The sequence below is a fragment of the Enterococcus sp. MSG3290 genome, assembly GCF_050555565.1.
Classification (GTDB): domain Bacteria; phylum Bacillota; class Bacilli; order Lactobacillales; family Enterococcaceae; genus Enterococcus_B; species Enterococcus_B faecium.
Genome location: NZ_CP187862.1, coordinates 1,025,466 through 1,051,303 on the forward strand (window position 1 = coordinate 1,025,466; position 25,838 = coordinate 1,051,303).

29 protein-coding genes and 1 tRNA gene are annotated in these 25,838 nt (G+C 36.0%); 20 read left to right on the top strand and 10 right to left on the bottom strand.

The window, feature by feature from the left end:
• Nucleotides 1–3 precede the first annotated feature (3 nt).
• From IGL31_RS04855 to IGL31_RS04865, 3 genes are all read left to right on the top strand, one after another.
• Nucleotides 4–417, top strand: coding sequence for a phage holin family protein (locus tag IGL31_RS04855; protein WP_002333628.1), 414 nt, complete (start codon nucleotides 4–6; stop codon nucleotides 415–417).
• Nucleotides 417–1,391 carry a peptidoglycan recognition protein family protein gene (locus IGL31_RS04860; RefSeq protein WP_086299721.1) on the top strand — a complete coding sequence of 325 codons (975 nt, stop codon included), beginning with the start codon at nucleotides 417–419 and terminating at the stop codon, nucleotides 1,389–1,391. The genes IGL31_RS04855 and IGL31_RS04860 overlap by 1 nt, the downstream gene beginning before the upstream one ends.
• Before the next feature lie 119 nt (nucleotides 1,392–1,510).
• On the top strand, nucleotides 1,511–2,206 hold the full coding sequence (locus IGL31_RS04865; protein ID WP_086299720.1) for a DUF3800 domain-containing protein: 696 nt from the start codon (nucleotides 1,511–1,513) through the stop codon (nucleotides 2,204–2,206).
• A 737-nt stretch (nucleotides 2,207–2,943) separates the two neighbouring features.
• Here the strand turns inward: IGL31_RS04865 and IGL31_RS04870 are convergent.
• Complete coding sequence (locus IGL31_RS04870) at nucleotides 2,944–3,201, bottom strand: hypothetical protein (RefSeq protein WP_002295273.1); 258 nt, start codon at nucleotides 3,199–3,201, stop codon at nucleotides 2,944–2,946.
• A gap of 161 nt (nucleotides 3,202–3,362) precedes the next feature.
• Between IGL31_RS04870 and bsh (IGL31_RS04875) the strand changes: the two genes are divergently transcribed.
• Nucleotides 3,363–4,337, top strand: a complete 975-nt coding sequence (gene bsh / locus IGL31_RS04875; RefSeq protein WP_002287105.1) for a choloylglycine hydrolase — start codon at nucleotides 3,363–3,365, stop codon at nucleotides 4,335–4,337.
• Between the two features lie 538 nt (nucleotides 4,338–4,875).
• On the opposite strand, the gene IGL31_RS04880 is transcribed toward bsh (IGL31_RS04875), so the two are convergent.
• From IGL31_RS04880 to IGL31_RS04890, 3 genes are all read right to left on the bottom strand, one after another.
• Nucleotides 4,876–5,178: a DUF5960 family protein gene (locus IGL31_RS04880; RefSeq protein WP_038398716.1), complete on the bottom strand. Its 303-nt coding sequence runs from the start codon at nucleotides 5,176–5,178 to the stop codon at nucleotides 4,876–4,878.
• A 736-nt stretch (nucleotides 5,179–5,914) separates the two neighbouring features.
• Entirely contained in the window at nucleotides 5,915–6,301 is a 387-nt protein-coding gene (locus IGL31_RS04885; RefSeq protein ID WP_002288573.1) for a YxeA family protein, read from the bottom strand.
• A 267-nt stretch (nucleotides 6,302–6,568) separates the two neighbouring features.
• Nucleotides 6,569–6,718, bottom strand: coding sequence for a hypothetical protein (locus tag IGL31_RS04890; RefSeq protein WP_002293931.1), 150 nt, complete (start codon nucleotides 6,716–6,718; stop codon nucleotides 6,569–6,571).
• A 461-nt stretch (nucleotides 6,719–7,179) separates the two neighbouring features.
• On the opposite strand from IGL31_RS04890, the gene IGL31_RS04895 reads away from it, so the two are divergent.
• Nucleotides 7,180–7,392, top strand: a complete 213-nt coding sequence (locus IGL31_RS04895; RefSeq protein WP_002297633.1) for a hypothetical protein — start codon at nucleotides 7,180–7,182, stop codon at nucleotides 7,390–7,392.
• A gap of 277 nt (nucleotides 7,393–7,669) precedes the next feature.
• Here the strand turns inward: IGL31_RS04895 and IGL31_RS04900 are convergent, their stop codons facing one another.
• Together IGL31_RS04900 and IGL31_RS04905 are read right to left on the bottom strand one after the other, a co-directional pair.
• Nucleotides 7,670–9,469, bottom strand: a complete 1,800-nt coding sequence (locus tag IGL31_RS04900) for a glycerophosphoryl diester phosphodiesterase membrane domain-containing protein (protein ID WP_002293929.1) — start codon at nucleotides 9,467–9,469, stop codon at nucleotides 7,670–7,672.
• Between the two features lie 123 nt (nucleotides 9,470–9,592).
• Nucleotides 9,593–10,189 carry a TVP38/TMEM64 family protein gene (locus tag IGL31_RS04905; RefSeq protein ID WP_002287776.1) on the bottom strand — a complete coding sequence of 199 codons (597 nt, stop codon included), beginning with the start codon at nucleotides 10,187–10,189 and terminating at the stop codon, nucleotides 9,593–9,595.
• Between the two features lie 350 nt (nucleotides 10,190–10,539).
• Between IGL31_RS04905 and IGL31_RS04910 the strand changes: the two genes are divergently transcribed.
• Nucleotides 10,540–10,884 carry a carboxymuconolactone decarboxylase family protein gene (locus tag IGL31_RS04910; protein ID WP_002293927.1) on the top strand — a complete coding sequence of 115 codons (345 nt, stop codon included), beginning with the start codon at nucleotides 10,540–10,542 and terminating at the stop codon, nucleotides 10,882–10,884.
• Nucleotides 10,885–11,304, top strand: a complete 420-nt coding sequence (locus tag IGL31_RS04915; RefSeq protein WP_002306407.1) for a cupin domain-containing protein — start codon at nucleotides 10,885–10,887, stop codon at nucleotides 11,302–11,304.
• A 91-nt stretch (nucleotides 11,305–11,395) separates the two neighbouring features.
• Here the strand turns inward: IGL31_RS04915 and IGL31_RS04920 are convergent, their stop codons facing one another.
• Together IGL31_RS04920 and IGL31_RS04925 are read right to left on the bottom strand one after the other, a co-directional pair.
• Nucleotides 11,396–11,749, bottom strand: coding sequence for a hypothetical protein (locus IGL31_RS04920; protein ID WP_002293923.1), 354 nt, complete (start codon nucleotides 11,747–11,749; stop codon nucleotides 11,396–11,398).
• Nucleotides 11,715–13,046 carry a DUF1576 domain-containing protein gene (locus IGL31_RS04925; protein ID WP_002293921.1) on the bottom strand — a complete coding sequence of 444 codons (1,332 nt, stop codon included), beginning with the start codon at nucleotides 13,044–13,046 and terminating at the stop codon, nucleotides 11,715–11,717. Before IGL31_RS04925 ends, IGL31_RS04920 begins: the two co-directional genes overlap by 35 nt.
• 255 nt (nucleotides 13,047–13,301) lie before the next feature.
• Between IGL31_RS04925 and IGL31_RS04930 the strand changes: the two genes are divergently transcribed.
• The 4 genes from IGL31_RS04930 to asnB all read left to right on the top strand — a co-directional run bounded on the left by IGL31_RS04930 (nucleotide 13,302) and on the right by asnB (nucleotide 17,633).
• Nucleotides 13,302–13,868: a TetR/AcrR family transcriptional regulator gene (locus IGL31_RS04930; RefSeq protein WP_002302607.1), complete on the top strand. Its 567-nt coding sequence runs from the start codon at nucleotides 13,302–13,304 to the stop codon at nucleotides 13,866–13,868.
• A gap of 144 nt (nucleotides 13,869–14,012) precedes the next feature.
• A tRNA-Ser gene (locus IGL31_RS04935) sits at nucleotides 14,013–14,100 on the top strand.
• A gap of 338 nt (nucleotides 14,101–14,438) precedes the next feature.
• The gene (gene bsh / locus IGL31_RS04940; protein WP_086300006.1) at nucleotides 14,439–15,413 is read left to right on the top strand and encodes a choloylglycine hydrolase; all 975 of its coding nucleotides are present in this window, start codon (nucleotides 14,439–14,441) and stop codon (nucleotides 15,411–15,413) included.
• 324 nt (nucleotides 15,414–15,737) lie between these two features.
• Nucleotides 15,738–17,633, top strand: a complete 1,896-nt coding sequence (gene asnB, locus IGL31_RS04945) for an asparagine synthase (glutamine-hydrolyzing) (protein WP_002293915.1) — start codon at nucleotides 15,738–15,740, stop codon at nucleotides 17,631–17,633.
• A gap of 193 nt (nucleotides 17,634–17,826) precedes the next feature.
• Here the strand turns inward: asnB and IGL31_RS04950 are convergent, their stop codons facing one another.
• Nucleotides 17,827–18,273, bottom strand: a complete 447-nt coding sequence (locus IGL31_RS04950) for a DUF2188 domain-containing protein (protein WP_002293914.1) — start codon at nucleotides 18,271–18,273, stop codon at nucleotides 17,827–17,829.
• Nucleotides 18,274–18,487: 214 nt separating this feature from the next.
• Here IGL31_RS04950 and rpmG point away from each other — a divergent pair, with 214 nt between their 5' ends.
• Complete coding sequence (rpmG, locus tag IGL31_RS04955) at nucleotides 18,488–18,652, top strand: 50S ribosomal protein L33 (protein WP_002293909.1); 165 nt, start codon at nucleotides 18,488–18,490, stop codon at nucleotides 18,650–18,652.
• Between the two features lie 87 nt (nucleotides 18,653–18,739).
• Nucleotides 18,740–19,258, top strand: a complete 519-nt coding sequence (locus IGL31_RS04960; RefSeq protein ID WP_002324997.1) for a dihydrofolate reductase — start codon at nucleotides 18,740–18,742, stop codon at nucleotides 19,256–19,258.
• Between the two features lie 76 nt (nucleotides 19,259–19,334).
• Here IGL31_RS04960 and IGL31_RS04965 read toward each other — a convergent pair whose 3' ends face one another.
• A complete protein-coding gene (locus IGL31_RS04965) occupies nucleotides 19,335–20,291 on the bottom strand; it encodes an ABC transporter substrate-binding protein (protein WP_081156623.1) in 957 nt (318 codons plus the stop codon).
• A gap of 165 nt (nucleotides 20,292–20,456) precedes the next feature.
• On the opposite strand from IGL31_RS04965, the gene IGL31_RS04970 reads away from it, so the two are divergent.
• The 7 genes from IGL31_RS04970 (at nucleotide 20,457) to IGL31_RS05000 (ending at nucleotide 25,837) form a co-directional block, all read left to right on the top strand.
• Nucleotides 20,457–21,263 (top strand): ABC transporter ATP-binding protein, encoded by an 807-nt coding sequence (locus IGL31_RS04970; protein WP_002293905.1) that lies wholly within the window; start codon nucleotides 20,457–20,459, stop codon nucleotides 21,261–21,263.
• Nucleotides 21,260–22,249, top strand: coding sequence for a FecCD family ABC transporter permease (locus IGL31_RS04975; protein ID WP_002293904.1), 990 nt, complete (start codon nucleotides 21,260–21,262; stop codon nucleotides 22,247–22,249). The genes IGL31_RS04970 and IGL31_RS04975 overlap by 4 nt, the downstream gene beginning before the upstream one ends.
• Nucleotides 22,246–23,250 (top strand): FecCD family ABC transporter permease, encoded by a 1,005-nt coding sequence (locus tag IGL31_RS04980; protein WP_002293903.1) that lies wholly within the window; start codon nucleotides 22,246–22,248, stop codon nucleotides 23,248–23,250. Before IGL31_RS04975 ends, IGL31_RS04980 begins: the two co-directional genes overlap by 4 nt.
• A 131-nt stretch (nucleotides 23,251–23,381) precedes the next feature.
• Nucleotides 23,382–23,924 carry a 5-formyltetrahydrofolate cyclo-ligase gene (locus tag IGL31_RS04985; protein WP_049142477.1) on the top strand — a complete coding sequence of 181 codons (543 nt, stop codon included), beginning with the start codon at nucleotides 23,382–23,384 and terminating at the stop codon, nucleotides 23,922–23,924.
• A 19-nt stretch (nucleotides 23,925–23,943) separates the two neighbouring features.
• Complete coding sequence (locus IGL31_RS04990; RefSeq protein ID WP_002289885.1) at nucleotides 23,944–24,642, top strand: rhomboid family intramembrane serine protease; 699 nt, start codon at nucleotides 23,944–23,946, stop codon at nucleotides 24,640–24,642.
• Nucleotides 24,643–24,662: 20 nt separating this feature from the next.
• Nucleotides 24,663–24,875: a YqgQ family protein gene (locus IGL31_RS04995; RefSeq protein WP_002293902.1), complete on the top strand. Its 213-nt coding sequence runs from the start codon at nucleotides 24,663–24,665 to the stop codon at nucleotides 24,873–24,875.
• Complete coding sequence (locus tag IGL31_RS05000; protein WP_002293901.1) at nucleotides 24,875–25,837, top strand: ROK family glucokinase; 963 nt, start codon at nucleotides 24,875–24,877, stop codon at nucleotides 25,835–25,837. Before IGL31_RS04995 ends, IGL31_RS05000 begins: the two co-directional genes overlap by 1 nt.
• Nucleotide 25,838: the final 1 nt, after the last annotated feature.

Sequence of the window (25,838 nt, forward strand, 5' to 3'; positions counted from 1 at the left end):
AACATGGTGATCATTGATAATTTAGTTTTGTTATCAGAGTTTAAAAATCTAGTAAGCAACGTTTATATTCAAATTTTTGTTTGGATTGTCATTGCGGATATCATTACAGGAGTTTGTAAAGGACTTGCTGGAAAAGAAACAAATAGTACTAAGGGACTAATGGGGGTAGTAAAGCATTTGCTGGTCGTGGCGCTTGTGCTGATTGCGTATCCCTATCTTAAAATCATGAACTTTGAAGGAGTCGCAACAGCTTTTGTGCTTTCATACATTGCTGTTTATGGAATCTCGGTGATCGAGAATTTAGGTCAGCTAGGAATCCCGATTCCAGATTTTGTGAAAGATCGATTCAGCAAATTAAAAGATTCATCTGAAGAACAAGGAAAAGACAAAAATAATACTTTAGGAGGAAAACAATAATGGTCAATATTATCAATAATTCAGTATGTCGTGGTGTAGCAGGTAAACGTGTAGGAGATGTGAAGGGTGTAGTCATCCATAATACTTGGACAAACACAACAGCAGAACAAGAAATGAATCGTTTAGCAGGAATGACAGATAAACAGTTAGAAGCAGGATTTGCTCATTATTACTGTGATGAAAACACGATTATTCGCACAGAAGATACTTATAATCGTGCTTGGCACGTCGCTAATTCTGACGGTAATAATAGCTATCTCGGATATGAAGTGCGTGGGAATCGGGAAACGCCAAAAGCAGTCTTCCTACAAGCGGAGCAAAATGCTTTCTGGCAAGCAGCGGAGGATCTTCGTTTTTACGGATTGCCAGTTAACCGAGATACAGTCAAATGCCATCATCAATTTTCAGCAACTGAATGCCCTAAGCGTTCACTGATGGAACATTGTGGCTATGATTCTACGTTAGCAGTTCCTGCAGCCATCACTGCTCAAATGCAAGATTACTTTATTTCACAAATCAAGAAATACCATGATAATCCCGCATTGAAACCTGATGGCAGTACAGAAGATCAGAATCATGATGATAAAGTATCAGCAAGTACGCCAACGCATCAAGGGAATGCCTATGGAAAACTAGATATTTTCAAGAAGGTATCAGACAAAACTGTTCGTGTGGCTGGTTGGTTGGTTCCTGATAAACCACAAGGTGCAATTGGAACTTATGCTTACGTACTTGTGATGGAACACGGGACACCTAAAGAATTAACACGTATCCAATCTCAAGGAATTGCTCGTCCAGATGTCAAAAAGGCATACGGCTATCAAGGTGGCGACGCGCTAGGTTTTGATGTTACTTTTGATTCTAGTTGGATGAAAGGAAAGAAAATTGATATCATCTTACGTCGATGCAATCAGTCTAATGGTGAAGGCGCAGTGAATGATGTGCGGATTTCTGATATCTATTTGACGCTATAAATAAAAATAGCCCCTCGTTGAGGGGCAGTACATATATTAATTATCAATGTATTCTCCTAGATAATGATAGGTTGACAGATAACATAGATATTCATATCCTTGTAATTAGGAGGTGCAAAATGGAAATTTCAATTTATATTGATGACTCAGGTCAATTACACTCAAACTATTATTCTGATTATTTTGTTTACGGTGGATTTTGGTGTTTGGATTCTGAGAAATCTAAGATAAAATCAGCTTTTTCAAAAACTAAAAGACAATTATTTCATACTAGTAAAGAAATAAAAAGCAGTAACATGGAACACTGGGAAAAGAAACGTTTTCTAAAAAAAATTGTTAAAGAAGATGTTCATCCGATTTATGTAGTTACTAAAGTATCAAGTTTAACTATTGATTTTTTTAATTGTGAAGCCGTTCAATTGCATAAAAATTATATTTTGAGAAGACTAGTAGAAGATGCCCTGAAACAAATAAAGAAATTAGGGTATGGACACATAAAAAAAGTTAATCTTTACATTGATAATCAAAGCCAAACTAATGTATGTAATCGTGATAGTTTTAAAAATTATATTAACAAAGTATTTAAAGGGTGCTATAAAAACAGTGAATACTTTCTAGAGTCTGATGTAGATTTTAAAGTCGAATACATGGATTCTAAGTCTGAGCCATTGATACAGGTAGCAGATTTACTTGCAAATTGTAAGTTCCAACGTTTCCAAAATAAATCTAAAGACCTAAAGATTTTGTTAGATAAAAAAACAGATACGTGTTGTAGAAAACACCCTAATTTTTTTTCTAGCGAAAGTATTGCGTAAAAAAAATATATATGCTATTATTCAATTGCAGCAGTGATAGCTGATAAACAAGATTATAGAGCTACTATTTAGTAAGTGATATGTATTGTCACCTCTTTCTTGTTGGCCGCCTTAGGCGGTTTTTTTTATTATATTGGTAGCTTTTTGAGCAAAATTTATGATCAGCCTATTAAATGTAGTTAAAAGCCTTAGCCAAGGATGGTTGAGGCTTTTTTGTTTCTATAGACATATTACTTTAATTCAAGTAAATTAAATACGTTGTCGCGGAAACCCTCTTTATTGTTCATTAACTTATGAATGATTCCTCCAATGGTACATTTAGCTCAGTTGGTCAGAGCAAACGGCTCATAACCGTCCGGTCGTAGGTTCGAGTTACATATAGTAATTAAGTTAGTTGTGTGTTAAAATTACTTAGAAGAGTATTCATGTAAATAAAAGCTTTCTTCAGCCACTTTCGGGTGGTTATTTTTTTATACACAATCTTATGTCTATTTCCTTCATAAGTTATGATGACATCTGTTCAGAGCTACTCGAAAGAGTAGCTTTTTTAGTATTGATTTTTTACAGGATGAGATTATAATAATAATCGTAATAGCTGATGAATCAATTTCCCAATCTTTTTACGTATTTAAACAGCGAAGCGTCTTCGGACGCTTCTTTTTTGTACCACAATCAATATTTATATTTGGATCACCTCTAGATAGTTTCTTTGGACTCATAATGAGTCGTTTAACAAATCAGAGTAATAAGTCATTGATTTCTTTAAATTCTTTATCAAGTTCTTTTTCATCATATTTTTCATATTTATCAGCTTCATGAAGAACTTTTTTAATTTCGTGAATAGCCTTTCGTTCAACTAACCATTTTTTTAGGTTATGTTTTTTTTCTGGATTTTCAGATAACGTATCAAGTTCGTCTAACTCTTTATCCAGTTTATTGACAACAGAAACAATTTTGTTTACAACTTTTTCTTCTTTGTTTTCTAAATTTGACATTTATCTTCACGTCCTTTTTATTTGATAATTTAAGTATAGAACTTTGATATAGTTTATACAAATAGAAACGCTTCTTCGTGTATTCTGTGCTTTTCTTTTGGAATGAGGAAAACTTTGGAGTAATATGAACGTGGACAGAACAATATTAGGAGGAATAAACTATGTGTACGTCTATTACTTATGTAACAAGTGATCATTATTTTGGAAGGAATTTTGATTATGAAATATCTTACAATGAAGTAGTCACTGTTACTCCAAGAAATTATAAGTTGAATTTTCGAAAGGTAAATGATTTGGATACTCATTATGCAATGATTGGTATTGCCGCTGGTATAGCTGACTACCCTCTTTATTACGATGCGACAAATGAAAAAGGATTGAGTATGGCTGGGCTAAATTTTTCTGGGTATGCTGATTATAAAGAAATACAAGAAGGGAAAGACAATGTATCTCCTTTTGAATTTATTCCTTGGATTTTAGGACAATGCTCAACAGTAGGAGAAGCTAAAAAATTGTTAAAAAATATCAATTTAGCAAATATAAATTATAGTGATGAACTTCCTTTATCCCCTTTACATTGGCTATTAGCTGATAAAGAAAAATCAATTGTCATTGAAAGTATGAAAGATGGACTTCATATATATGATAACCCTGTGGGTGTTCTTACCAATAATCCTTCATTTGACTATCAATTATTTAATTTAAACAATTATCGTGTCTTATCGAGTGAAACTCCTAAAAATAATTTTTCAAATCAAATAAGTTTGAATGCCTATAGCCGCGGTATGGGAGGGATAGGATTGCCTGGAGATTTGTCCTCAGTTTCTCGTTTTGTTAAAGCGACTTTTACGAAGCTGAACTCTGTATCTGGAGATTCAGAGTCAGAAAGTATTAGTCAATTTTTCCATATCTTAGGTTCAGTAGAACAACAAAAAGGTTTGTGTGATGTTGGTGATGGAAAATATGAATATACAATTTATTCTTCTTGTTGCAATGTTGACAAAGGAATCTATTATTATCGGACATATGAGGACAGCCAAATTACTGCAATTGATATGAATAAAGAAGACTTAGATAGTCATAAGTTAATTAGTTATCCAATTATAGAAAAACAACAAATTAAATATATAAATTAGTTAGTATGTTGTGGTTGAGTATTTAATATAGATATAATACAAAAAGGCAAAGATATTTTCAAAACATTTTTTCTTGATGTGATATCCTTGTCTTTTTTGTAATGTTTTTAACTTATTGCTTTTGCAAAATTTATTTACCTGTTTTCTGGATCAACGATAGTGTATATTATGCTATTCTTTTTTGGATTTTAGGACGTTTAAAGAGGCACTTTTTTACATAACTTAATCCATAGACCTTTTAAGTATGCTGTGAGATAATAATAAAGAAGAGTTTAAAGCGCACCCCAAACCACTTCCCCATAAGTGTATTACGCTTTAAACTCTTTTATATTTGAATTCACTAAGAAGCATACCATATTTTTGAAAAAAAGTGAGAAAAAAGGCTTATAATTAGGATTTAGAGTAATTAATTAGATGTTTATTTTATAGGACTGATACTATAGATTACAAATAGTATCGTATTTCGCAATCTTAAAATTATCTTCTTACTATAAATAAGATAATAAAATTTGTATTTGTCCTTTTTAGGTAACTTATTTTAATCTATATACCTTTCTGGATCAACGAAAGTATACTTTATATAGTCATAACGCCGATGATCGCTCCGTGCGTCTGGCACGTCAGTCACGATATCAAACAAAAAATATACATCTTTCTTCATTCTAGTTTTCGCAGCAGGAATTTTAAAGTAGTTCTTATTAGAATAGTAGAGATTGATTAATAAGCTATCTTCGATTGCTAAAAAGAAAACTTCTGAATCCCACACCTTATAAAAATCTTTGACAAATCTATTCGAAGGATCAAATTTAAACCATAATTGTGTTTTTCCTTCCATTAACATATAAAGTTCACCTCAAAAAGAGTATACGAACAAACGTTCTTATTGTAAACCCTAAAATAGATTTTCCTGAATATGTATTTACAATATCTAAACGATAATATGCATTTCTTCTTATAAAAAGACCCCAGCAATTAAATTTGGTTGAGGTCTTTTTTCGTTCTTCTATTAATTTTTCTAACTCCTGTTTCAATATACATATAAAAAAGTAAAAATAATAGAAAAACTAGTGATAGCTTTGGTGATAGTGATATTAAAAATCAGAAAAGATAGAAAAAACAAGAGATAGATAAAATGCTGATATTTCGGCGTTTTCTAACGGTATAAAAGAGAAAAAAAGTAATAAATGTATAAATGATACAAGAAAAACATGTTCGCACTTCTAGGCAAACCAGGCTTTGAAGATCTTGCTAAAGAATTGAACGAACGCCTTTAAAATAAGGGTTTTTCGCTAGATTTAAATAATCAGTGATAGAAACATGTTCGCTTTAAAATGAAAACTGGTATCCATTTAGGTACTCAAACATACTGCATCGTTTATTCAGAATAAGGGGCTGTGACAAGACTTTTGTCACAGTCCCTTGTTTGTATAGAAATCGATTGATTGCCTTGTTCTTTAGTTTGATTTAGGACTTTAAGAACAGTGAGGCTGACTTCGAAGACCCATTCTATTTTTTGTTTTCTAAAATCAACAAAAAAAGCACTCACTTCGAGTGCTTTTTTACGATATATTCTTAGCTTAAGATAGGCCTAATTTTTCTTTTACAGATGAGGGTACCTTATCGCTGGTAATTACTTTTTTCTCTATGATCCGCTTTTCGCTTGCTTTCAACTGCAAGATCGTTCCTTCGGGGTAAGCAGAACCATTGGCAGAGTCACCAGAAGTAATGACATCGAAATCTAACTGTCTTTTTTCACCGTTTTCAGCATAAGCATCTACGTTGTATTTAAAACCTCTTCCAATTACTTCCCCATTATCTGCTTTGATATCAGTTTCTGCAGGCATTGGAGCTTTGACTACCGCATAATAATCTTTACCTACATAAGTAGACTGATAGTAGTCCCAACCTTTCCATCCTATAAAAGCAATCAATATGATAACGATCAACCCTAAAATTTTTTTCATGAAAGATCTCCTTTTTTATTTTTATTATATTAAATATTATACAGATAATAACGGAATATTATCATCGAAACAGCTAACAAAATTGTCATAAAAAACGAGATGGTTGATATTAGAACTTGTGTTTTTGTTTAGGTCTAGAGATAAAGAGAGACAATTTCCAAATATATGTAATGAATACAAAAAGACGTTTGTCGCGGATTACCGTTACAAACGTCTTTTATTGATTTTCCGAGATCTCATCAGTCGCCATTTGGAATGGTTCACTCCTTATCTAGATTCGTTTAATGCTCGGACTGCTTGTTCGATTGTAATACCAAACGCAACGTTATTTTCGTTTTGTGCATCAATCGCCATAAAACGGTTAGAAGTTGTATCAAAAGCTACGCGGTATTGCATATTTGTTTTTGTAAACGTCATAAAATCCATCTCCTTTGTAATGTAATTTAGTTCTTGAAAGTTTCCTTTAAACTTTCGAACTTATACCAAGTTTAGCATCGTACGTTTTTTGATGCAATTAAAAAGCATTTATCATTTTCCTTATTTATTTTTTCTTAAATGGTTTAGCTATTTTCTTTTAATCCGATAAGTAGCCCAATCATTAAGGTTACAAATACTATTGCTTGAATATAAATCATATGCTCACCTCTTTATAAATAACTTAGCAATATAAAGAAAAAAACGCACGAACAACATAGGAATATAAACAAACGTTTTTGTCACAACGTCTAAGATCGTGTTAAAAAATAGTTATCTAAAAAGCAGAAAGATACTCAAAATAAAAAATAAAAAAATGAATAAAAACGTTTTCAAATATAAGGTAATTTGTTATTATAAAATAAAGAAAAAACAAAATAAAAATAAAGAAAAGAGGGAATGAAATGGTAAAAGCAGAAGTAGGAAGATCTTATATATGCAAACCGATCGGAGTATCTCATGAACTAATCGGCTGTATTGAACGTACATATATCAACACGGCTGTCGTGTATGTTGAAAGTTATGACCAACGAGACTATCAACTTATCAATGAAAGCAAGTATCGCATGCTCGTAAAATTCTGTGATATTAGCGCACCTGCTGAATTGGTTTCTTAAACAGTATTTTTGAGAATTCGCAAGAACTCCCTTATAATATAAATAAAGACAGAAGGGAGCGAGAAGATATGCCAAAAAGAAAAAGTTCAGGGAAAATGGGAATTATTCTTGCAGTAATCTCTGCAATTCCTGCTATTTTAGCTATTGTTCGTGCGATGAAGGAATCAAGAGAAAGTTAAGCACACATTATGAGCGTCAAACAAAAAACGCATATACCTGCGGTGGCAGGTTATGCGTTTTTTGTTGTATAAAGACTTTTTTCATTAACGATTTTTGATTAGCCGACTCCCAAAACAAAATTTAGCAGTTTATCTGAATAAGTGATTTCTTCATCTGTTTGTTTCACACTTTCATTTAGTAGTCCCATCTCATCGGTTATGATACCATCCACACCATAAAACATCATGCGGCTCATGGCATCTGAATCGTTGATTGTCCATACATATACTTCTTTTCCGTCTTGGTGGGCAGAATTAATGAAGTTACGGTTGATCGTACTATATTCCATTGTCAGAAAATCAGCAGGCGTCACAGGGGGCCCAACAATATTGAAAGGTAAGATGTAGCCCACATAAAAGTTTGGTTCTGCTTCTTTTAAATCTGAAACGGTTTGGTACGTCAAACTTTGCAAAATATGATGGTTCTCTAAGATAACTTTGCGGTATTTATGGACAAATCGTTCGACAAGGTCATCCGAATCTTTTTTAGAGGTCTTGATCTCAATAAGTAATTTTTGGTTTAGCTTATGTGCTTTTTCCAAATAAGAATCAAAAGAACAAACAGGGGCTTGCACTCCGTTTTCAGTAACTGTAAGATTTGTCAATTCTTTCAATGTAAGATCCTGTGGTGTTCCATTTACCCCTGTTAAGTGACGAAGATTTGCATCATGCATCACTACGAAATGACCATCTTTTGTTTCCTGAACATCCATCTCTACATAATCAGGATGATAGTCTCTGCTTGTTTTTTCAAGTGCTTCTAAAGTATTTTGCGCCCCATTTTGGGTACTCACACCTCTGTGAGAGACAGTCACTGGTTTTGTCTGAACAGCTGAAGTTAGATAATCCATATTGTAAAGACAGACGCCAATACCGAAAAAAACTGCAAAAAGAGTCAAACCAGTGTTTTTCAGCGCAGAGAAACGCAAGTTGGGGGCTTGTGGGATAAACCACTTAGGGATCTCAGGCAAGAAGCCTTCGTCATCCATGAAATCAACAATGATATAAAAAATCCCTACGGTAGACATCACGATATTGAATAATAAAATCCCTTGTAAAAGCGTCATAGCAAACACAGCGCTGATCAATGCATAGTCTGGGAAAAATTGTTCAACCATACTTTGTGCCAAAATAACAACGATATATCCTAAAGAAGAAAGGAGTAAAATCGTACCGCCAATCACAATAAATTGGCCCGTGATGGCCAAAAGACGCGATTTGGTCAATGACCAGCTTTCCCGAATGGCTGCTCGAAAAGGACGATCTCGTAGAATCATTTCCGGTAAAGCAAAAATCAGTCGAATCCCAATATAGCCAAGGAAAATATAAACGAGTAAAAAGGAACTGACGATGATCCAACGGTTAGCAAAAATAAAATCCATAATGAAAGCGGGGATTTTTATTTTTGACAGTAGATCAGAATTAAAACTTAATCCGCTGATCGGTAGAATCAATAAAAAATAAGCAAGGAAAAACAAAAAAGTAATGGGTCTCACTTTCTTCAGCTGAAGTATCGTCAAGTGTAAGAGTTGCTTCAAAGAGATTGGTTCTTTCTTTTTAATAAAAAAGACACTCATCAAAAGAAAAGTAAATTCGAAATAAACTAACAGTAAAATCATCATCAAAACTACGATTAACGAGAGTAGAACTCCAGGATGTTGAGAAAAAATTGAAGGAATATTGTCATAAGACAAATAGTCAATTGCCCCTCGGTGTAAAATAAAACGGGTCGTACTGCTCAATAAGGGTAAACAAATAAATAAAATAAAGCCATGCATCAGCAAGACATCACGGAAATAAGCTTGTGTTCCTTTTAAAAAGTCCCAAGCATTACCTAAGCTACGTTTTAAATAATTCATCCTATCACCTGCTCTTCACATTGTAGCGCAAATCTAATGAAAAAGGAAAGGGTGCAGTGTGTTTTGCAGACCCTTTCCCAGATTTAACATTGTCAATCAATGACTAATTTTGCAAAATAAATATTATCCAAGAAGACCACTTAGATATTGGCCTCCATAAATCAAGGCCATACTATATAAGAAAATCGACAGTGGTTTAGCAATCAAAATGATTAGTGTATATCGTTTCACTGACATGTTTGTCAATCCAGCCATCAAACATAACGCATCGTCAGGAGCAACTGGAAGAAAAATAGCTAGAGCAAACAGCTTCTCAAAGCGGTTTTGATTATCCAGCCAGCCAATATATTTGTTATATGTCTTATCGCTAATCATGGAAAGTATGAATGGCTTTCCATAACGACGCCCTAGCAGAAAAATGATAATCGAACCAATGCAGATTCCAATATAGTTATAGATAAATCCAGCATAAGGGCCAAATATCAGGACACCAGCTGCAGTACTGATCCCTCCAGGAATGATTGGAATAACTACTTGCAGGATTTGGATGAAGACAAAAATAATCGGTCCTAAAATGATGGAATCACCTACTAATCCTCTTAACGCATTCAAATCTTTGAAAACACCTAAATTAATAAAATAAATCGTCAGCGCGATTGATAGGCCTAATCCGATAATGGATATGAAATTTATCAGTTTTCGAGAGGCAGCAATATTCATTATTCACCAACTCCTTAGAGGTTCTTTGTTAACTATACTTTACTAGAAAAGCAACTAACTGCGCCATTTTTTGATATGACAGAAAACAAACAATTTTGTAAGTTCATCATAAGTATAAAAGATTGATCTCAAAAAAACATCCAACTAAAGACTTATTTAATAACTTGTTTTTTTTTAAAATAAAAAAAGCGTTAGCAACTATGCTTAAAAAGCATATCGACTGAATAAACTAAGCATTGGACAGGCTGAAAGACTACATTTAAAATGAAATACGAAGAAACAATAGAAAATAAAGTTGCCTTAGAACCACAGTTGAATCACCTAACAGTCGTGAAGGGAGAATAAGAGAAATGGCAGAAAAACAAACCGCAGGACGAGATCAATTAGGAGATTTTGCACCAAAATTTGCAGAATTGAATGATGATGTTTTATTTGGACAAGTATGGTCCAGAGAAGAATTATCTGCTCATCAGCGTAGTATCATCACCATATCTTCATTAATTTCAGGAGGAAATTTTGAACAATTGCCAGCTCATCTGAAGATTGGCAAACAAAATGGCATTACTGGTGAAGAAATAGCAGAAATCATTACCCATTTAGCTTTTTATGTAGGATGGCCAAAAGCTTGGTCAGCTTTTAACTTAGCAAAAGAAATCTATCTAGAAGGAAACAGCGTAAACAAGAAAGAGGCGTAAATGATGACAAAATACGAAGAAATACACAATGGCGTGATTTTTCCAGCAGGGGAAAAAAACGAAGCTTACGCTCAGGTATTTACTGGGCAAAGCTATCTGAATATGTTAGTGAATGATCCCGAAGTTTCTGTTGGTGTAGGGAATGTAACATTTGAACCAGGTTGTCGCAATCACTGGCATGTCCATACAGATGGATATCAAATCTTACTTGTGACTGGCGGAGAAGGATGGTACCAGGAAGAAGGAAAGCCAGCAAGACGATTAAGAGCTGGAGACGTTGTGGTGACGCACAAAGGAATCAAACACTGGCATGGTGCTACAAAAGACAGTTGGTTTGAACATTTAGCGATCACTTCCGGAAACTCAGAGTTTTTAGAACCTGTAACAGATGAAGTGTATGAAGGATTGGAAAATCAATAATGTCAAGCTTGAACAGCTCCTGAAAGTAGATTTTAATCGAACTTTCAGGAGCTGCTTTTTTGATTCAGTCTTTTATAAATAGAAAATAGGGTTAATAATAGGAACGAGGAGAAGCACGTCGAAAGATCTTAATATTGATAATCGGCTGGGCGTACATGATTTCCACGTCATCAATCAAACTACCTAACAGATGATAATCTTCCCGATCATGTCGGGGATTACCTAATAGTTCCTGATAGTAGATTTCCATACTAGGGTCCCGAGGATTGTTCAGCAAATCAGCAAGTACATCTAAATCTTCTGGCTGAGTTTCTGCCGTACCCTGTATCTCTATGAAAAGCCCTTCCTCAGCAAATTCTACTCCAATACGTATTTCAGTTATTTCATGGGAATATAAATAAGTAAGAAGCTCATCGATGATTCTTTTTGATAATTCTTTTTCCAAGTGTCTTTTTTTCCTTTCTGACAGCGGTAAAGTTATCTAGTATCGGTACAAGGATACCTGCAACGAAACCAGTTGAAAAACCACTGTTATATAGATTTAGTCCTCCGTGTAAAGTGCTGACGTTATGGACAAGAGCAATATGTAGCACACCAGCTATTACACCGTAAAAACTGCCGTAAAAACCGCTTATGGGCGCGAGACCTGTCCCAAACACAGCTGCAACAAGCATGCCAGTACTGGTGATCTCATGAAAAGTTCCAAACAAAGAAGCAATAAATATTCCGACTAGTATCGGAAAACTGTTTTTTAAATGACAACCAAAAGCACTGAAACCAACCGCAGATAAAATAGCACCGATGACAGGTCCATTTAACTGACCGCCAACCAGTAAAACATAAGAAGACAGCATCAGACCAACTAAGCCCATGTTGATCAAAGTAGCACCAATACCAGAATTAGCAATGAAATCAGTTGTCAATTTTCCAGATGAATCGAAAATCTCTCGAATCCCCGAAAGCCGAAAGGAATTATAATAGAAACCAATTCCGACTGTCAGCGAAAAAAAGCCAAAAATAATCCAAATGAGAGGAAAGTGATATTCATTGGAAACCAATGTATTTTCGACGATTGAATAGCTGAATAACCTCAAAACAGCAGTAAAAGTCATCGCAATCAACCCAGAGGTGAATCCAATATTATAAAGTGTGAATCCACGATGGAAAACTAAAGTTTGAGCAGCTAAGGGCGGAAGAAGTAGACCAATTGCTATGCCAGCTAAATTCCCCAATAAAATACCTATCAGTAAAGGAAAACGCATACCAAAAGTGATATAACTAACGACCGGTGATAATGCGCTACCAAACAGTCCGATCATGATGTACTGAGAAAAAGGTTTATTGACAAATACAGCGTATAGATACACACCTAAAATGATTGAGATAGAATTATAAAGGTTTTTGCCAAAAAAAGAGAAACCGGTAACTGTTAGAATCGAAGCAAATAAGGGACCGTTTAAAATCACCTTGTGCCGATAAGCTAAAAGCACAGAAAGTAAGGTCAAAATCCCTACATTTATGAATGCGCTTCCGAAACCGCCTAAAGCAAAATAATCTGTCAAAAGATTGCTTGGCGAGGTAAGAATAGTTAGCAATCCACTCCAATTATCAGTAGGAGTACCAGAAAGCAAGCCAATAAAAAGAAAAAAAGCACCTGTAAAACCAAGATAAAAATACTTTCTTTTCTGTGAAACGATTCGTTTTTGAGGATGAATATAAATAACGTCAGTTTCGTTTTCCATTACACACCTTCTTTTTCATTTTCTTTAACTATAACTTGAAATGAAAGATTTGGTCAACTATCATTTAGGTCAAAACTAAAAATGTAAGGGAACCCATTGAATTTAACCAAATTTTTTTAATTTTGCAAAAAAAGTTAAAGAAGACTGAGAAAAAAATTTAAAATATAACGTTTTGAGTAAAATGTTTGCAAAAAATGCTAAAAATAGGGTACAATAAAACAACATATACTGCAGTAAAGAAGTGGGGGAGTTTTAATGAGAAGAAAAGTCTATACCAAGGATCAAATTCTAAAAGCTGCTTATGATGTTGTTGCAAAGGAAGGGTTTAAAGGATTTACTGCGAGAAATATTGCTAAAAAGATGGGGATTTCGACACAGCCGATTTATCTGGAATTCAAAAACATGGAAGATTTAAAAAATACGTTGCTGGATTCTATCTTTGAACAACTAAAAGAAGATGTTTTCCCTATTGAACGTACTGGTGATAAAATCATTGATCTCGGTTTGAACTATATCTACTTTGCAAAAAAGCATCATAGTCTTTACATGGCATTGTACATTGATGAACATGGGGACGGAAAGAAAATGCATGATTTTTCATACAATTATTTCTGTGAAATAGTTAAAGAAGATGAAAGATACAATCAATTATCGGATGAATATGTCGATGCTCTGCATACTGGTACGTGGGTAGCAGTGACTGGCTTAGCGTCATTGATGTCATCAAATATCATGCATCCAACAGAAGAACAAATCATTGCACTGATCAAACGGACAATTGACTCGATTTTAGCATTAGATAATCCTGAAATAATCAGATAGTGTTCTATCAGTATGAATTTGATCGGTAAGTCCGTTGGCTGCAAACTGTCAATGGACTTTTTTGCTAAAAAAAGCGATTTCTGTTATTTATCTATTAGAAATAGGCTTGACATTTCGTGGAAAAAGTTTAAAAATAGTACTTACGGAAGGTTGGCAGAGTGGTAATGCACCGGACTCGAAATCCGGCGAACCGGCTAATACCGGCGCGCAGGTTCAAATCCTGTACCTTCCTTATATCAACGATTAGAGGTTGTAAAGAAGCTGTCCTGCATCAAGTAATAAGAACGGCCAAACAAAAATAGCTTTTCCTATTTTTTCATTTGGTTGGACTTATTACCGCAGATGCAAGCTTTTGAACACCGTTTGTTCGGAATAAAGGGCTGTGACAAGGCTTTTGTCACAGCCCCTTATTTTTGTTGTACTTTTAGCCTACAATATTTTTTGATTCCCCCTGAGTACTATTTTTTATAAATGCTAGTAAATCAATCTTCTTTGGCCTTTTTTTTGATAAAAAAAAATACTAGATGTAAGATAAAAGTGTAAAAACGATTTGTTTTAGGAGGGAAAACGATGTGTACCGCAATCACTTATGCAACGAAAGACCATTATTTTGGAAGGAATTTTGATTATGAGATGTCTTATAATGAAGTAGTCACTATTACTCCAAGAAATTATCGTTTCGATTTTAGAAAGGTAAAAAATTTAGATAAACATTATGCAATGATTGGGATAGCAGCTGGGGTAGCCAACTATCCACTCTATTATGAGGCTACCAATGAAAAAGGGTTGAGTATGGCAGGACTGAATTTTCCTGGCAATGCTGATTATAAAGAATTACAAGAAGGAAAAGATAACGTTGCACCATTTGAGTTTATTCCATGGATACTAGGGCAATGCTCAACCATAGACGAAGCTAAAGAATTATTGGCTACTATCAATCTAGTCAATATCGATTTTAGTGAAAAACTACCCTTGTCACCTTTACACTGGTTATTAGCTGATAAAGAAAAATCGATAGTAATTGAAAGTATGAAAGATGGACTTCATTTATATGATAATCCTGTCGGTGTGTTGACAAATAATCCGCCATTTGATTATCAATTATTTAATCTGAACAATTATCGCTCGCTATCAAATGGAACACCAGAAAATCATTTTTCAAACCAGATCAGCTTGAATGTTTATAGTCGTGGGATGGGAGGATTGGGCTTACCTGGAGATCTCTCTTCTGTTTCTCGATTTGTAAAAGCCACATTTACTAAAATGAATGCTGCATCAGGTGATTCAGAATCTGAAAGTATCAGTCAATTTTTTCATATACTAGGCTCAGTCGAGCAACAAAAAGGAGTATGCGATACTGGAGAAGGAAAATACGAATATACGATTTATTCTTCTTGCTGTAACGTTGATAAAGGGATTTATTATTATCGTACGTATGAAGACAGTCAGATTACTGCTGTAAATATGAATAAAGAAGACTTGAATCGTCATGAATTGGTCAGTTATCCAGTCATAAAAGAGCAACAGATAAACTATGTCAATTAATTAATGAATAGATCCGTTTGGTATCATATTTTCTGATACAGTCATAATTAGACACGATCTTTAGGTCGTGTCTTTTTTTGCTGGTTTTTTTGGAAATAGCATCCACTAATATTTTTTTAACACGAAGAGAATAAGATAGCCTCAAAAAAGAAAACATGGTAAATTAGATATTGGGACTTTATTTTCTGTAAAAACAGAAACTTTCATCTTTTGTTTTCACGTGACGAAACTGTAAGAGAGAAAATATTCGTCCGCTATTTATTCTATGATAAGATGCATATGAATGAAATAAACAGTAATTTTATATTAGGATGTGAAAGTTAAATGTGCGGTATTGTAGGTTTTGTTAACGACAAGGACAACAAAAAAACAATTATTAATACAATGATGGATCGAATCGTTCACCGTGGACCTAATAGTTCAGGAGAATATATCGATAAACATGTTGCTTTAGGATTCAGAAGATTAAGTATTATTGACTTAGAGGGCGGTACTCAGCCTATTTACAATGAAGATCGGACAAAGATCATTATTTTTAATGGCGAAATCTATAATTACCAGCCTTTGAGAGAAGAATTGATTGCAGCTGGCCACGTTTTTCAAACACATGCAGATACAGAAGTCCTTTTGCATGGTTACGAAGAATGGGGAACAGAATTATTGCAAAAGATCCGCGGAATGTTTGCTTTTGCTATTTGGGATAATGAAAAGAATGAGTTATTCGGTGCAAGAGACCACTTTGGGATCAAACCATATTATTATGCAGAAATGAACGGAACATTTATGTTTGGTTCAGAAATCAAAAGTTTTCTGCCTCATCCTGATTTTAACAAAGAATTGAACAAAGAAGCGTTGAAACCTTATATGACTTTCCAATATTCTCCATTAAACGGCGAAACATTCTTCAAAGATGTCTATCGTTTGCCTGAAGGCCATTATTATACGTATAAAGATGGAAAACTAGACATTCAGCAATATTGGGATGCAGATTTTGAAACAAAAGAAACGCATTCCCGACAAGAATGGATCGAAAAAATCGACGAAACCGTTCAAGCTTCTATTGAAGCACATACGGTCAGTGATGTAGAAGTTGGTTCTTTCTTATCCAGCGGGGTTGATTCCAGTTATGTAACCTCTGTATTGAAACCAGATCATTCTTTCTCAATCGGGTTTGATGATAAAACCTATAATGAAGCGATTGAAGCCAGAAAACTAACCGAACTATTGGACTTAGATAATACAGCAGCAGTGATCGACGGAGACATGTCGTTCAAAGCATTCCCTTTGATCCAGTATCACTTAGATGAACCTGATTCAAATCCTTCTTGCGTACCTTTGTACTTTTTAGCAAATCTTGCTTCACAAAGCGTGCGGGTAGTCCAATCTGGAGAAGGGGCGGATGAACTGTTTGCGGGATACCAAACGTATGGATTCCATACGAATTCAAAATTCATCCGTGTGATTGCTCAAGGATTGAAAAAATTACCAAAAGGAACACGCTATAATTTAGGACGTAAAATCGGAAAAATGAAAAATTTCCATGGACGGATCCATTTATATGAATCACTTGCTCCTGCAAAAGAATATTTTATCGGTCATGCTCGAGTGTTCGAAGAATCAGAAGCATCAGAAGTGTTGACACCAAAATATCAAACAGCACCATCTGTGGATGAAATCATGACTGTTCATTACGAGAAAACAGAAGGAATCAAAGATGAAGTCAATAAGATGCAATATGTCGATCTTCATCAATGGATGCCAAAAGATATCTTGTTGAAGGCAGATAAACTTTCTATGGCAAGTTCTTTGGAAGTCCGAGTACCTTTATTGGATATCGAAGTCATGAAATTGGCTCAACAAATACCAAGTAAGTTCTTATTGAATCAAAACAACACAAAAGATATTTTCAGACAAGCTGCGAACAAACATCTTCCGGAAGAGTGGTCGAATCGGGTGAAATTAGGATTTCCTGTGCCAATCAAAGCTTGGTTGAAAGAAGAACACGGCTACGAACAAGTCAAAGCATTATTCGAAGCAGATTTTGCAAAAGAATTTTTTGATCAAGAAAAAATCATGAAGTTGCTAGATGACCATCACGAAGGACGTAAAGAAGAGCAAAGAAAAATCTGGACAATCTTCAGTTTCTTGACATGGTATAAAGTCTACTTTGTAGATGAAACGATTCCGCAAGCAGAAGCAATCGACTATGTGACTGTTTGATGAAAATCAAATATCAATAAAAAATAGGTTTTCTCCTACCGTTTAACACCGAGTGATAAGAAACAATTTCAAAAAACAGCTCTTCCCGTTTTATAGATATTATGACTTGTGGTTCGGAGTTGGCAGAGGAACACCATTGTTTCGAACATAAGGGGTTGTGACACGATTTTCGTCACAACCCCTTTACATATGTTCAATAATCGATTTCTTTTTCTTTTGTCCCATCTTTTTTATAAATGACCAAAGTTGATTCTTTGTTTTGTGCTACTTGCTTTCCTTTTTCGATCGCTTCTTTCTTTGTATCAAAATGGTTGCTAGCCTTTTTTGCTCCTTTAGATTTCACGATCCATTGTTCTTCGGCATATTCTACGATCACATCTGAATCAAGCAATTTTCCGGCACGAGGATTCGTATCATGTTTATCCGACTTACTTGGATTTTTTTCTTTTTCGAATGTTCGTCTTTCTGATTCACTAGCATTTTCATACCACTCTTTTGCTTGATCAATGGCAATTGGGATCGCACGGCTATCAGGGTAACCCTCGTCTAATAGAGCATTTGCGATGTCGATCGCCTTTTTTCTTGTCAGTTTATCTAAGTTTTTCATTGATGCAGGAAAGTCCTTCATGTTCCATGGCATATTAGTATCCCCCTTTATTTAAAAAAACATAGTCTCTATAAACAAGTGTAAGGGTATTTATACAAAAAGAAAAAGATTTTGTCTGAGAAGTAAAACCGTTGTATTTATCGTCAAGTAGTTTTACTTAACAAAATCGTGAAAAACACTAGCAATCTGGAAAAAATCATGGTAAGATAATCAAGTCTGAGAGTCATCTTAGAGGATTCTTGTAAAAATGGGAGGGAAGATCATGCGCGTAAACATCACTTTAGAGTGTACTTCTTGTAAAGAACGTAACTATCTAACAAGCAAAAACAAACGTAACAATCCTGATCGTTTGGAAAAACAAAAATATTGCCCACGCGAACGCAAAGTTACTTTGCACCGTGAAACAAAATAATGTTTTTAAAGTTCTCAATTCCTTGCTGGTCAAAGAATTGAGACTTTTTTTATCTCAAAACATCTAAAATCATAAGGAGCGGATAATATGTTTATTTCCATGTGGGCACAAGATAAAAATGGTCTGATCGGCAAAAATGGTTTGTTACCATGGCGATTGCCAAATGATATGCGTTTCTTTCGCGAACATACAATGGATCGAATTTTAGTGATGGGAAGAAAGACCTATGAAGGAATGGGGGATCTTTCACTTCCTTATCGCCATATCATCGTGTTGACAACGCAACCAAATTTTCGTACGAAAGAAAATGCGGAAGTAATGCATTCGATCGATGAACTTTTGTCGTATAGTCAAACGATCTCAGAAGATATCTATGTTTCGGGTGGTAGTCGGATTTTTCAAGAACTTCTTCCTTACACTGGTCGGATCTGGCGAACATTGATCGATAGCACGTTTGAAGGCGATACGTATATTGGGAATATTGATTTTTCAGACTTCACCCTTATAGAGGAGTATGAGGGGATAACGGATCAAGAAAATCTATATGCCCATCGTTTTCAAAAATGGGAAAGAGTAAAAAATAGGGTTGCTTCAAAAGAAGAATAAAATCTATGCGTCTAGTTTGTTAATAAGAACAAAAGCATCTCACGACTAATCGTGAAGATGCTTTTTTTAGTTAAAATCAATTTAGTTTTTCTTTGATATCATTGACCATTTCCTGACTGGCAATAGGTCCGTTATATAGCCAGCTAGATTCAGGTCCGAATTGCAGTACATGATTGTCTGTCACTGCTTTAAGATTCTTCCAGCTTGGTTCATTGAACATGGCAGCATCTTTGTCACTGTTCACAAGGATGATGTAGTCAGCATCTAATTCAGCTAGCTTTTCAGAGGAAACAGCAGACCAGTCAGAAGTGGCTTTTTTGGAGACCTCTTCCACTAGATCAGGAACACCAAATTCCAGATCGTCGTATACGATTCTTCCACTTGACCGATTTTTGCTGACCATAAAGGCTGAGTTGTTGGTCACCCACAACACTGCAGCTGTCTTGTTCTCGATTTTATCTGCTAGTTCTTCTCGAGTTTTCTTGATGGATTTTTGATAATCGGAAATGATTTTTTCTGCCTCTTTTTCTTTTGCCAAAGCTTTGCCGACATCTTTTAGTTGTTCTTCCCATGTGACATCTGTTCCGTTTTTTACAACATAAGTTGGCGCGATTTTGCTATATTGTTCGTATTTCCCGCCTTCGACAGTAGCGGAAGAAGAAATCAACAGCAAATCAGGCTCAAAGCTTAACACTTTCTCATAAGGAAGGTCATAAGAAATCGTTGGGACATCCTTTAAATCATCTTGCAGATAATCTTGAATGGAACCACTGCCAACAGTCCACTGGGCGATAGGTTTTTCCTCTAGTGCAATCAGATAGTCTTCTAAGTAACTGCCGATGATCCGTTTGGGCGCGTTTGGAATCTCTACTTTATGTCCAAGTGTATCTGTGACTGTATGAGTACTATTGGATGAAGTCGTCGAATTGGCAGTTGTAGCTGTTTCTTTATCTGAAGAGGGGGAGCAAGCGCTCAGTACTCCAGCCAGCAGCAATATGCTAGATAATGTGAATACTTTTGTTTTTAATTTCATTTCTTTCCTCCTGACATAATTGAGAATCTTTCTCATTGGTTATTATTCCTGATATTTCGAACGCTGTCAACCGCTTCATTTGGCTATAGATATGAAAGTAGCGCTTGACGAAATGTTGAAACAGCGTCATAATTGAGAATGATTTTCAGCGAAAGGATGGGTGAAATGACGAGATTAAGAGCAGCTGACATTGCAGCCGGCTACGAAAACAAAAAAATCATTGAAAACATGTCTGTTACGATTCCTGAAGGGAAAATCACGAGTTTGATTGGGCCAAATGGAAGTGGAAAATCTACTTTATTGAAAAGTTTTACCCGTATACTACCTGTGAAATCAGGAAAGATCATTGTCAATAACTCTGATATCTCTACATACAGTTCAAAAGAACTTGCAAAAAAAATTGCATTATTAGCACAAACTAGTGAACACCCTACAGGTATGACAGTAGAAGAAGTAGTATCTTACGGACGATACCCTTATCAAAAACTGTTCAGTGGCATGGACACGCAAGATCATGAAGCAATCGAGTGGGCGTTGGATGCTACAGGTCTAGCTGGATTTCGTATGCGGGATATCGCAACGCTGTCTGGTGGACAAACCCAGCGTGTCTGGATCGCTATGGCGCTTGCTCAGGAAACAGATATCTTGATCTTGGATGAACCGACAACATTTTTAGATCCGGCACACCAATTAGAGATCCTACAGTTATTGACTGAAATCAATCAAATGAAACAAACAACGATCTTGATGTCGATTCATGACATTAATCATGCTTCACGTTTTTCAGATTATTTATTAGCAATGAAAAACGGTAAGTTGATCACAGAAGGTACACCTGAAGAAGTGATCACAAAAGAGTGTATGAAAAAAATATTTGAGATTGATGCAACGATTGTCACGCTTCCAAGAACAAATAAACCAGTTTTTCTAACCTATGATTTGTTGCCAAAAGAGCAGGAGGATCAATTATGAGGACTATGAAGAAAAATAGACTCCTGCTTTTGGTCTGTTTTGTTCTTTTGATTATTTTTTTTGTTGCTCTTTCAAATGGCGCAGCGACTGTGGGAAAAGCAGATTTTTGGCAGGCGTTGTTTGATTTTGATAGATCAAAACAAAGTCACCAAATCATACGAAATATTCGTTTGCCTCGTGTGGCGGGAGCATTTCTTGTAGGGAGTTGTTTTGCATTGAGCGGTGCATTGATGCAAGGAGTGACAAGAAATCCTTTAGCAGATTCAGGCTTACTAGGAATCAACGCGGGTGCTTCGTTGGCAATGGCCCTTAGTTTTGCTTTTTGGCCTAAAGCTTCTGATTTTTCTGTGTTTCTAATGTCATTGGCAGGTTCTTTTGCTGTAACTTTGCTCGTATTTGGTTTTTTGCAGTTTTCGAAAATGGGCATGAATCCTTTACAGCTGATTTTAGCTGGCGTAGCTATTAGTTCTTTTTTTACTGCTATCAGCCAAGCACTTACCCAATTCTTTAATCTGCAGCAGGATCTTGCTTTTTGGTTTGTAGGCGGAGCTGCCAATATCACATGGAAACAATTAGCAGTATTGTTTCCTTTATATATACTTGCTGTTTTGGTTTCTTTTTCATTAGGAAAAGCAATATCTTTGATTCATTTGAGTGAAACACATGCATTAGCTCTTGGAAGTCATCCTAAACGAACGCGGTTGATTGTTTTCTGTCTAGTCGCAGTGTTGGCAGCCATAGCAGTTTCGTTAGTCGGTCCAGTCTCCTTTATTGGACTGTTGGTTCCGCCAGTTGTTCGTGGAATGGTTGGAACGGACTATCGTTATGTTCTACCTGTCTCTTTTTTAGTTGGCGGTGGATTGGTTATGTTGGCGGATTTTACAGCGAGGATGATCAATCCCCCTTTTGAAACACCTTTTGGATTAGTCATTGCATTGATTGGCGTTCCGTTTTTACTGATACAAGTAAGGAGGGAACAACGGTGAAAAAAATATATTGGACGTTTTATTTCTTGCTTTTTGTACTTGTCATCCTGTCTATAGGTAGTTTAATGATTGGTACGCCTTTTATTTACCTGGATCAGCTTTTTGCCACGTTCATAGGGAAAGAATCATCTTCTTTGGCGCTGATTGTTAGAGAATTTCGAGTTCCTCGATTACTGATCAGTTTATTAGCAGGAGCTTGTCTTGGCGTTTCTGGTTATATCTTGCAAGGAGTAACAAGAAATGAATTGGCAGATTCTAGTATATTGGGCATTAATGCCGGAGCAGGATTTTTAGTGATGCTTTATTTAGGTTTCTTTTCGCACTATTCGCTGCCGTTTCTATTGCTAGTTGTAGCCTTTCTAGGTGGTGTTTTAGCTGCTTGCTGTGTCTATCTTGCGGCCTATGATCGAAATGGCTTTTTGGGTATGAATCGAATCTTATTGTCCGGTATTGCCGTTAATGCCGGCCTTTCTGCATTAACATTGCTATGCACGATCCAATTATCTAAGGAAAATTATGGATTTGTGAATGCATGGTTAGCGGGATCAATCTGGGGTGCGAGCTGGCCTTATGTTTGGGCATTGCTTCCATGGGCGGTTATCTTAATTCCGCTAGGAGGACTTTATGCACAGAGGATTGGATTGCTATCATTTGGTCAAGAACGCGCGCAAGGATTAGGCCTTAACGTGGCTAAAAGTCAAAAAATCCTTTTGTTGTTAGCTGTTGCTTTGGCAAGCGGTAGTGTAGCGGTGACAGGTAGTTTATCTTTTGTAGGACTACTAGCTCCTCATGCTGCGAAGCTAGTCGTACGTAAAGAAAATAACTGGACCTTTGTTCTGAGCGGTTTGTTCGGTTCCATTTTTGTACTTAGTGCAGATATGGTTGCTAGAGTGATTCTACCAAGTGGGGAAGTACCTACAGGAATTTTGATTGCCCTTTTTGGTGCGCCATATTTTCTGTATGCACTTTTTATCAGACAAAAACACGCGCTGAACAGTTGAAATTCATTAAAAAAGGAAGGCCAATCATTTCTAGGTCTTCTTTTTATTCTATTTATGCATTTATTTGAAAGTTCGATTGCTATTTTTCTTTTTTTCCTATACCATTTTATGAGAGAAGGAAGGGTGAGTTTTTGGACCAATTGAAAGTAATATTACGCCGGAAAGGAATCGAAAAGCTGAAAAATCTGGCCAAAAGTGGCAAGAAAAAGGAAAAAGAACAGCGAATCTATAAACAGCTATTCGCCAGCGAGTACTGGAAGTCAGCAAAAGTGATAGGGACGACTTTATCGAATGAATTTGAACTGGATACACAGCCGGTTATCCAACGAGCAGAAAAAGAACAAAAGAAAATAGTTGTACCTAAAACTTTGCCGAAACGTCAGATGGCGTTTTATGAAATGGATGAACAGTCCGTTCTTGTACGTTCGAGTTTTGGTGTTCTTGAGCCACAATCAGAGAAGCTCTATTTGCCGGAGATGATCGATCTCCTCATTGTACCAGGTATTATCTACAATAGAGCCGGTTATCGAATCGGTTTTGGCGGTGGTTATTACGACCGGTATTTAAATAATTTTCATAAAAAAACATGTAGCCTTGTTTTTCGTGAACAATTGAATGAACAATGGCAACCGGAGAGCTTTGATCAGAAGATCCAACAATTGTTTATTGACTAAAATGAAATGGGAGGTTTTCATGAATTATCAACAGCAAATAAAATTGCGTGCATGGTTAAGACGACCGTTATGGACCTATGCTTTTTTAGGGATACAGACAGCGGTCTTCCTCATGATGGAATTATTTCCGCGACTTGAGATCCCTTATTATGCCGGAATGTATGGTCCTTATCTTGTTCACTTCAATGAATGGTGGCGTTTAGTGACACCAATCTTCATCCATTTTGGACTGATGCATTTCGTAATGAACTCACTGATATTGTATTTTATGGGGCAGCAAATCGAGGCAATCTATGGCCATTGGCGTTTTTTCTTGATTTATATGTTCAGCGGGATAATGGGAAATACAGCAAGCTTTGCTTTTAACGAAGCGAATGTTCTGTCTGGTGGTGCGAGTACTTCGATATTCGGTTTGTTCGGTGCGTTGTTTATCTTAGGGTTTCATTTTAAACATAACCCAGCGATCCAGCAGCTAGTCAGACATTTTCTTTTATTTATTGTGTTGACATTTGTTTTTGGTCTTCTGGATACCTCTGTAGATGTTTGGGGACATGTCGGTGGGCTAATTGGCGGATTAGTGTTAGGGAATGTTTTGGGTCTACCGAAACAACAGACAAGCTATTCGATACACCAAAGGATTCTTTCTACACTAGTTTTTGTATTTCTTTTTGTAATATGTATTTTACTGGGTTTAAAAAAATATGGTTTACTTGTATAATATGAAGGAAGTGCTTAAAGATGGAGAGCTTATATGATGTACAGCAGCTGTTCAAAAAATTTGGCATCTTTATCTATGTGGGTGCACGCATCTATGACATTGAATTAATGACTATCGAATTGCGTAATCTGTATGATAGCCGTTTGATTGATCATGATACATACATGACAGCGTGGCGCATATTAAAAAGAGAGCACCGAATTGAAGAAAGCCGAAAGAAAGGAAATTTGTAATGGACAAGAAGATTATTGGGATTGATTTAGGTGGAACAACAGCAAAATTTGCAATTTTAACACCAGAAGGAGAGATTCAACAAAAATGGAGCATCGATACCAATATTTTGGATGATGGTAAGCATATCGTTCCTGAAATCATTGAATCAATCAACCATCGTTTGAATTTATATAATATGAAAGCCGAAGACTTTATCGGAATCGGCATGGGTACCCCAGGAAGCGTGGACAGCGAAGCTGGAACGGTTATTGGTGCGTATAACTTAAACTGGACAGAAGTTCAATTTGTGAAAAAACTGATCGAGGCAGGAACAGGAATCAAATTCGCTATCGATAATGATGCGAATGTTGCTGCTTTAGGTGAACGATGGAAAGGTGCTGGAGAAAACGATCCAGACGTTGTATTCGTTACTCTAGGAACAGGTGTTGGCGGTGGTATCGTTGCTGGCGGAAATTTGATTCACGGCGTGAGCGGAGCAGGCGGAGAGATCGGCCATATCACTGTGGATCCTGAAGGGTTCGAATGTACTTGCGGTAAACGCGGATGTTTAGAAACTGTGTCTAGCGCTACTGGTGTGGTACGTCTAGGTCGTTACTTGGCAGAAGAATACGCAGGAGATTCAAAACTGAAAGCAATGTTAGACAACGGTGAAGAAGTAACAAGTAAAGATATCTTTGAAATGGCTCAAGAAGACGATCCGTTTGCATTGATGGTTGTTGATCGCGTATGCTTCTACTTAGGTTTAGCTTGCGCCAACTTGGGGAATACATTGAATCCGTCAAGTATTGTGTTAGGTGGAGGAGTATCGGCAGCAGGAGAATTTTTACGCAGCCGTGTAGAGAAATATTTTAAAGAATTTACTTTCCCGCAAGTAAGAGAATCAACAAAAATCAAATTAGCAGAGCTTGGAAATGAAGCTGGTGTCATTGGCGCTGCCTCATTAGCCTTGAAATTTGCTTAAA

Bases quoted from the DNA above. Each gene is read 5' to 3' on its own strand.
- IGL31_RS04855 (WP_002333628.1), top strand. From the start codon at position 4: ATGGTGATCATTGATAATTTAGTTTTGTTATCAGAGTTTAAAAATCTA.
- IGL31_RS04860 (WP_086299721.1), top strand. From the start codon at position 417: ATGGTCAATATTATCAATAATTCAGTATGTCGTGGTGTAGCAGGTAAA.
- IGL31_RS04865 (WP_086299720.1), top strand. From the start codon at position 1,511: ATGGAAATTTCAATTTATATTGATGACTCAGGTCAATTACACTCAAAC.
- IGL31_RS04870 (WP_002295273.1), bottom strand. From the start codon at position 3,201: ATGTCAAATTTAGAAAACAAAGAAGAAAAAGTTGTAAACAAAATTGTT.
- bsh (WP_002287105.1), top strand. From the start codon at position 3,363: ATGTGTACGTCTATTACTTATGTAACAAGTGATCATTATTTTGGAAGG.
- IGL31_RS04880 (WP_038398716.1), bottom strand. From the start codon at position 5,178: ATGTTAATGGAAGGAAAAACACAATTATGGTTTAAATTTGATCCTTCG.
- IGL31_RS04885 (WP_002288573.1), bottom strand. From the start codon at position 6,301: ATGAAAAAAATTTTAGGGTTGATCGTTATCATATTGATTGCTTTTATA.
- IGL31_RS04890 (WP_002293931.1), bottom strand. From the start codon at position 6,718: ATGACGTTTACAAAAACAAATATGCAATACCGCGTAGCTTTTGATACA.
- IGL31_RS04895 (WP_002297633.1), top strand. From the start codon at position 7,180: ATGGTAAAAGCAGAAGTAGGAAGATCTTATATATGCAAACCGATCGGA.
- IGL31_RS04900 (WP_002293929.1), bottom strand. From the start codon at position 9,469: ATGAATTATTTAAAACGTAGCTTAGGTAATGCTTGGGACTTTTTAAAA.
- IGL31_RS04905 (WP_002287776.1), bottom strand. From the start codon at position 10,189: ATGAATATTGCTGCCTCTCGAAAACTGATAAATTTCATATCCATTATC.
- IGL31_RS04910 (WP_002293927.1), top strand. From the start codon at position 10,540: ATGGCAGAAAAACAAACCGCAGGACGAGATCAATTAGGAGATTTTGCA.
- IGL31_RS04915 (WP_002306407.1), top strand. From the start codon at position 10,885: ATGATGACAAAATACGAAGAAATACACAATGGCGTGATTTTTCCAGCA.
- IGL31_RS04925 (WP_002293921.1), bottom strand. From the start codon at position 13,046: ATGGAAAACGAAACTGACGTTATTTATATTCATCCTCAAAAACGAATC.
- IGL31_RS04930 (WP_002302607.1), top strand. From the start codon at position 13,302: ATGAGAAGAAAAGTCTATACCAAGGATCAAATTCTAAAAGCTGCTTAT.
- bsh (WP_086300006.1), top strand. From the start codon at position 14,439: ATGTGTACCGCAATCACTTATGCAACGAAAGACCATTATTTTGGAAGG.
- asnB (WP_002293915.1), top strand. From the start codon at position 15,738: ATGTGCGGTATTGTAGGTTTTGTTAACGACAAGGACAACAAAAAAACA.
- IGL31_RS04950 (WP_002293914.1), bottom strand. From the start codon at position 18,273: ATGCCATGGAACATGAAGGACTTTCCTGCATCAATGAAAAACTTAGAT.
- rpmG (WP_002293909.1), top strand. From the start codon at position 18,488: ATGGGAGGGAAGATCATGCGCGTAAACATCACTTTAGAGTGTACTTCT.
- IGL31_RS04960 (WP_002324997.1), top strand. From the start codon at position 18,740: ATGTTTATTTCCATGTGGGCACAAGATAAAAATGGTCTGATCGGCAAA.
- IGL31_RS04965 (WP_081156623.1), bottom strand. From the start codon at position 20,291: ATGAAATTAAAAACAAAAGTATTCACATTATCTAGCATATTGCTGCTG.
- IGL31_RS04970 (WP_002293905.1), top strand. From the start codon at position 20,457: ATGACGAGATTAAGAGCAGCTGACATTGCAGCCGGCTACGAAAACAAA.
- IGL31_RS04975 (WP_002293904.1), top strand. From the start codon at position 21,260: ATGAGGACTATGAAGAAAAATAGACTCCTGCTTTTGGTCTGTTTTGTT.
- IGL31_RS04990 (WP_002289885.1), top strand. From the start codon at position 23,944: ATGAATTATCAACAGCAAATAAAATTGCGTGCATGGTTAAGACGACCG.
- IGL31_RS04995 (WP_002293902.1), top strand. From the start codon at position 24,663: ATGGAGAGCTTATATGATGTACAGCAGCTGTTCAAAAAATTTGGCATC.
- IGL31_RS05000 (WP_002293901.1), top strand. From the start codon at position 24,875: ATGGACAAGAAGATTATTGGGATTGATTTAGGTGGAACAACAGCAAAA.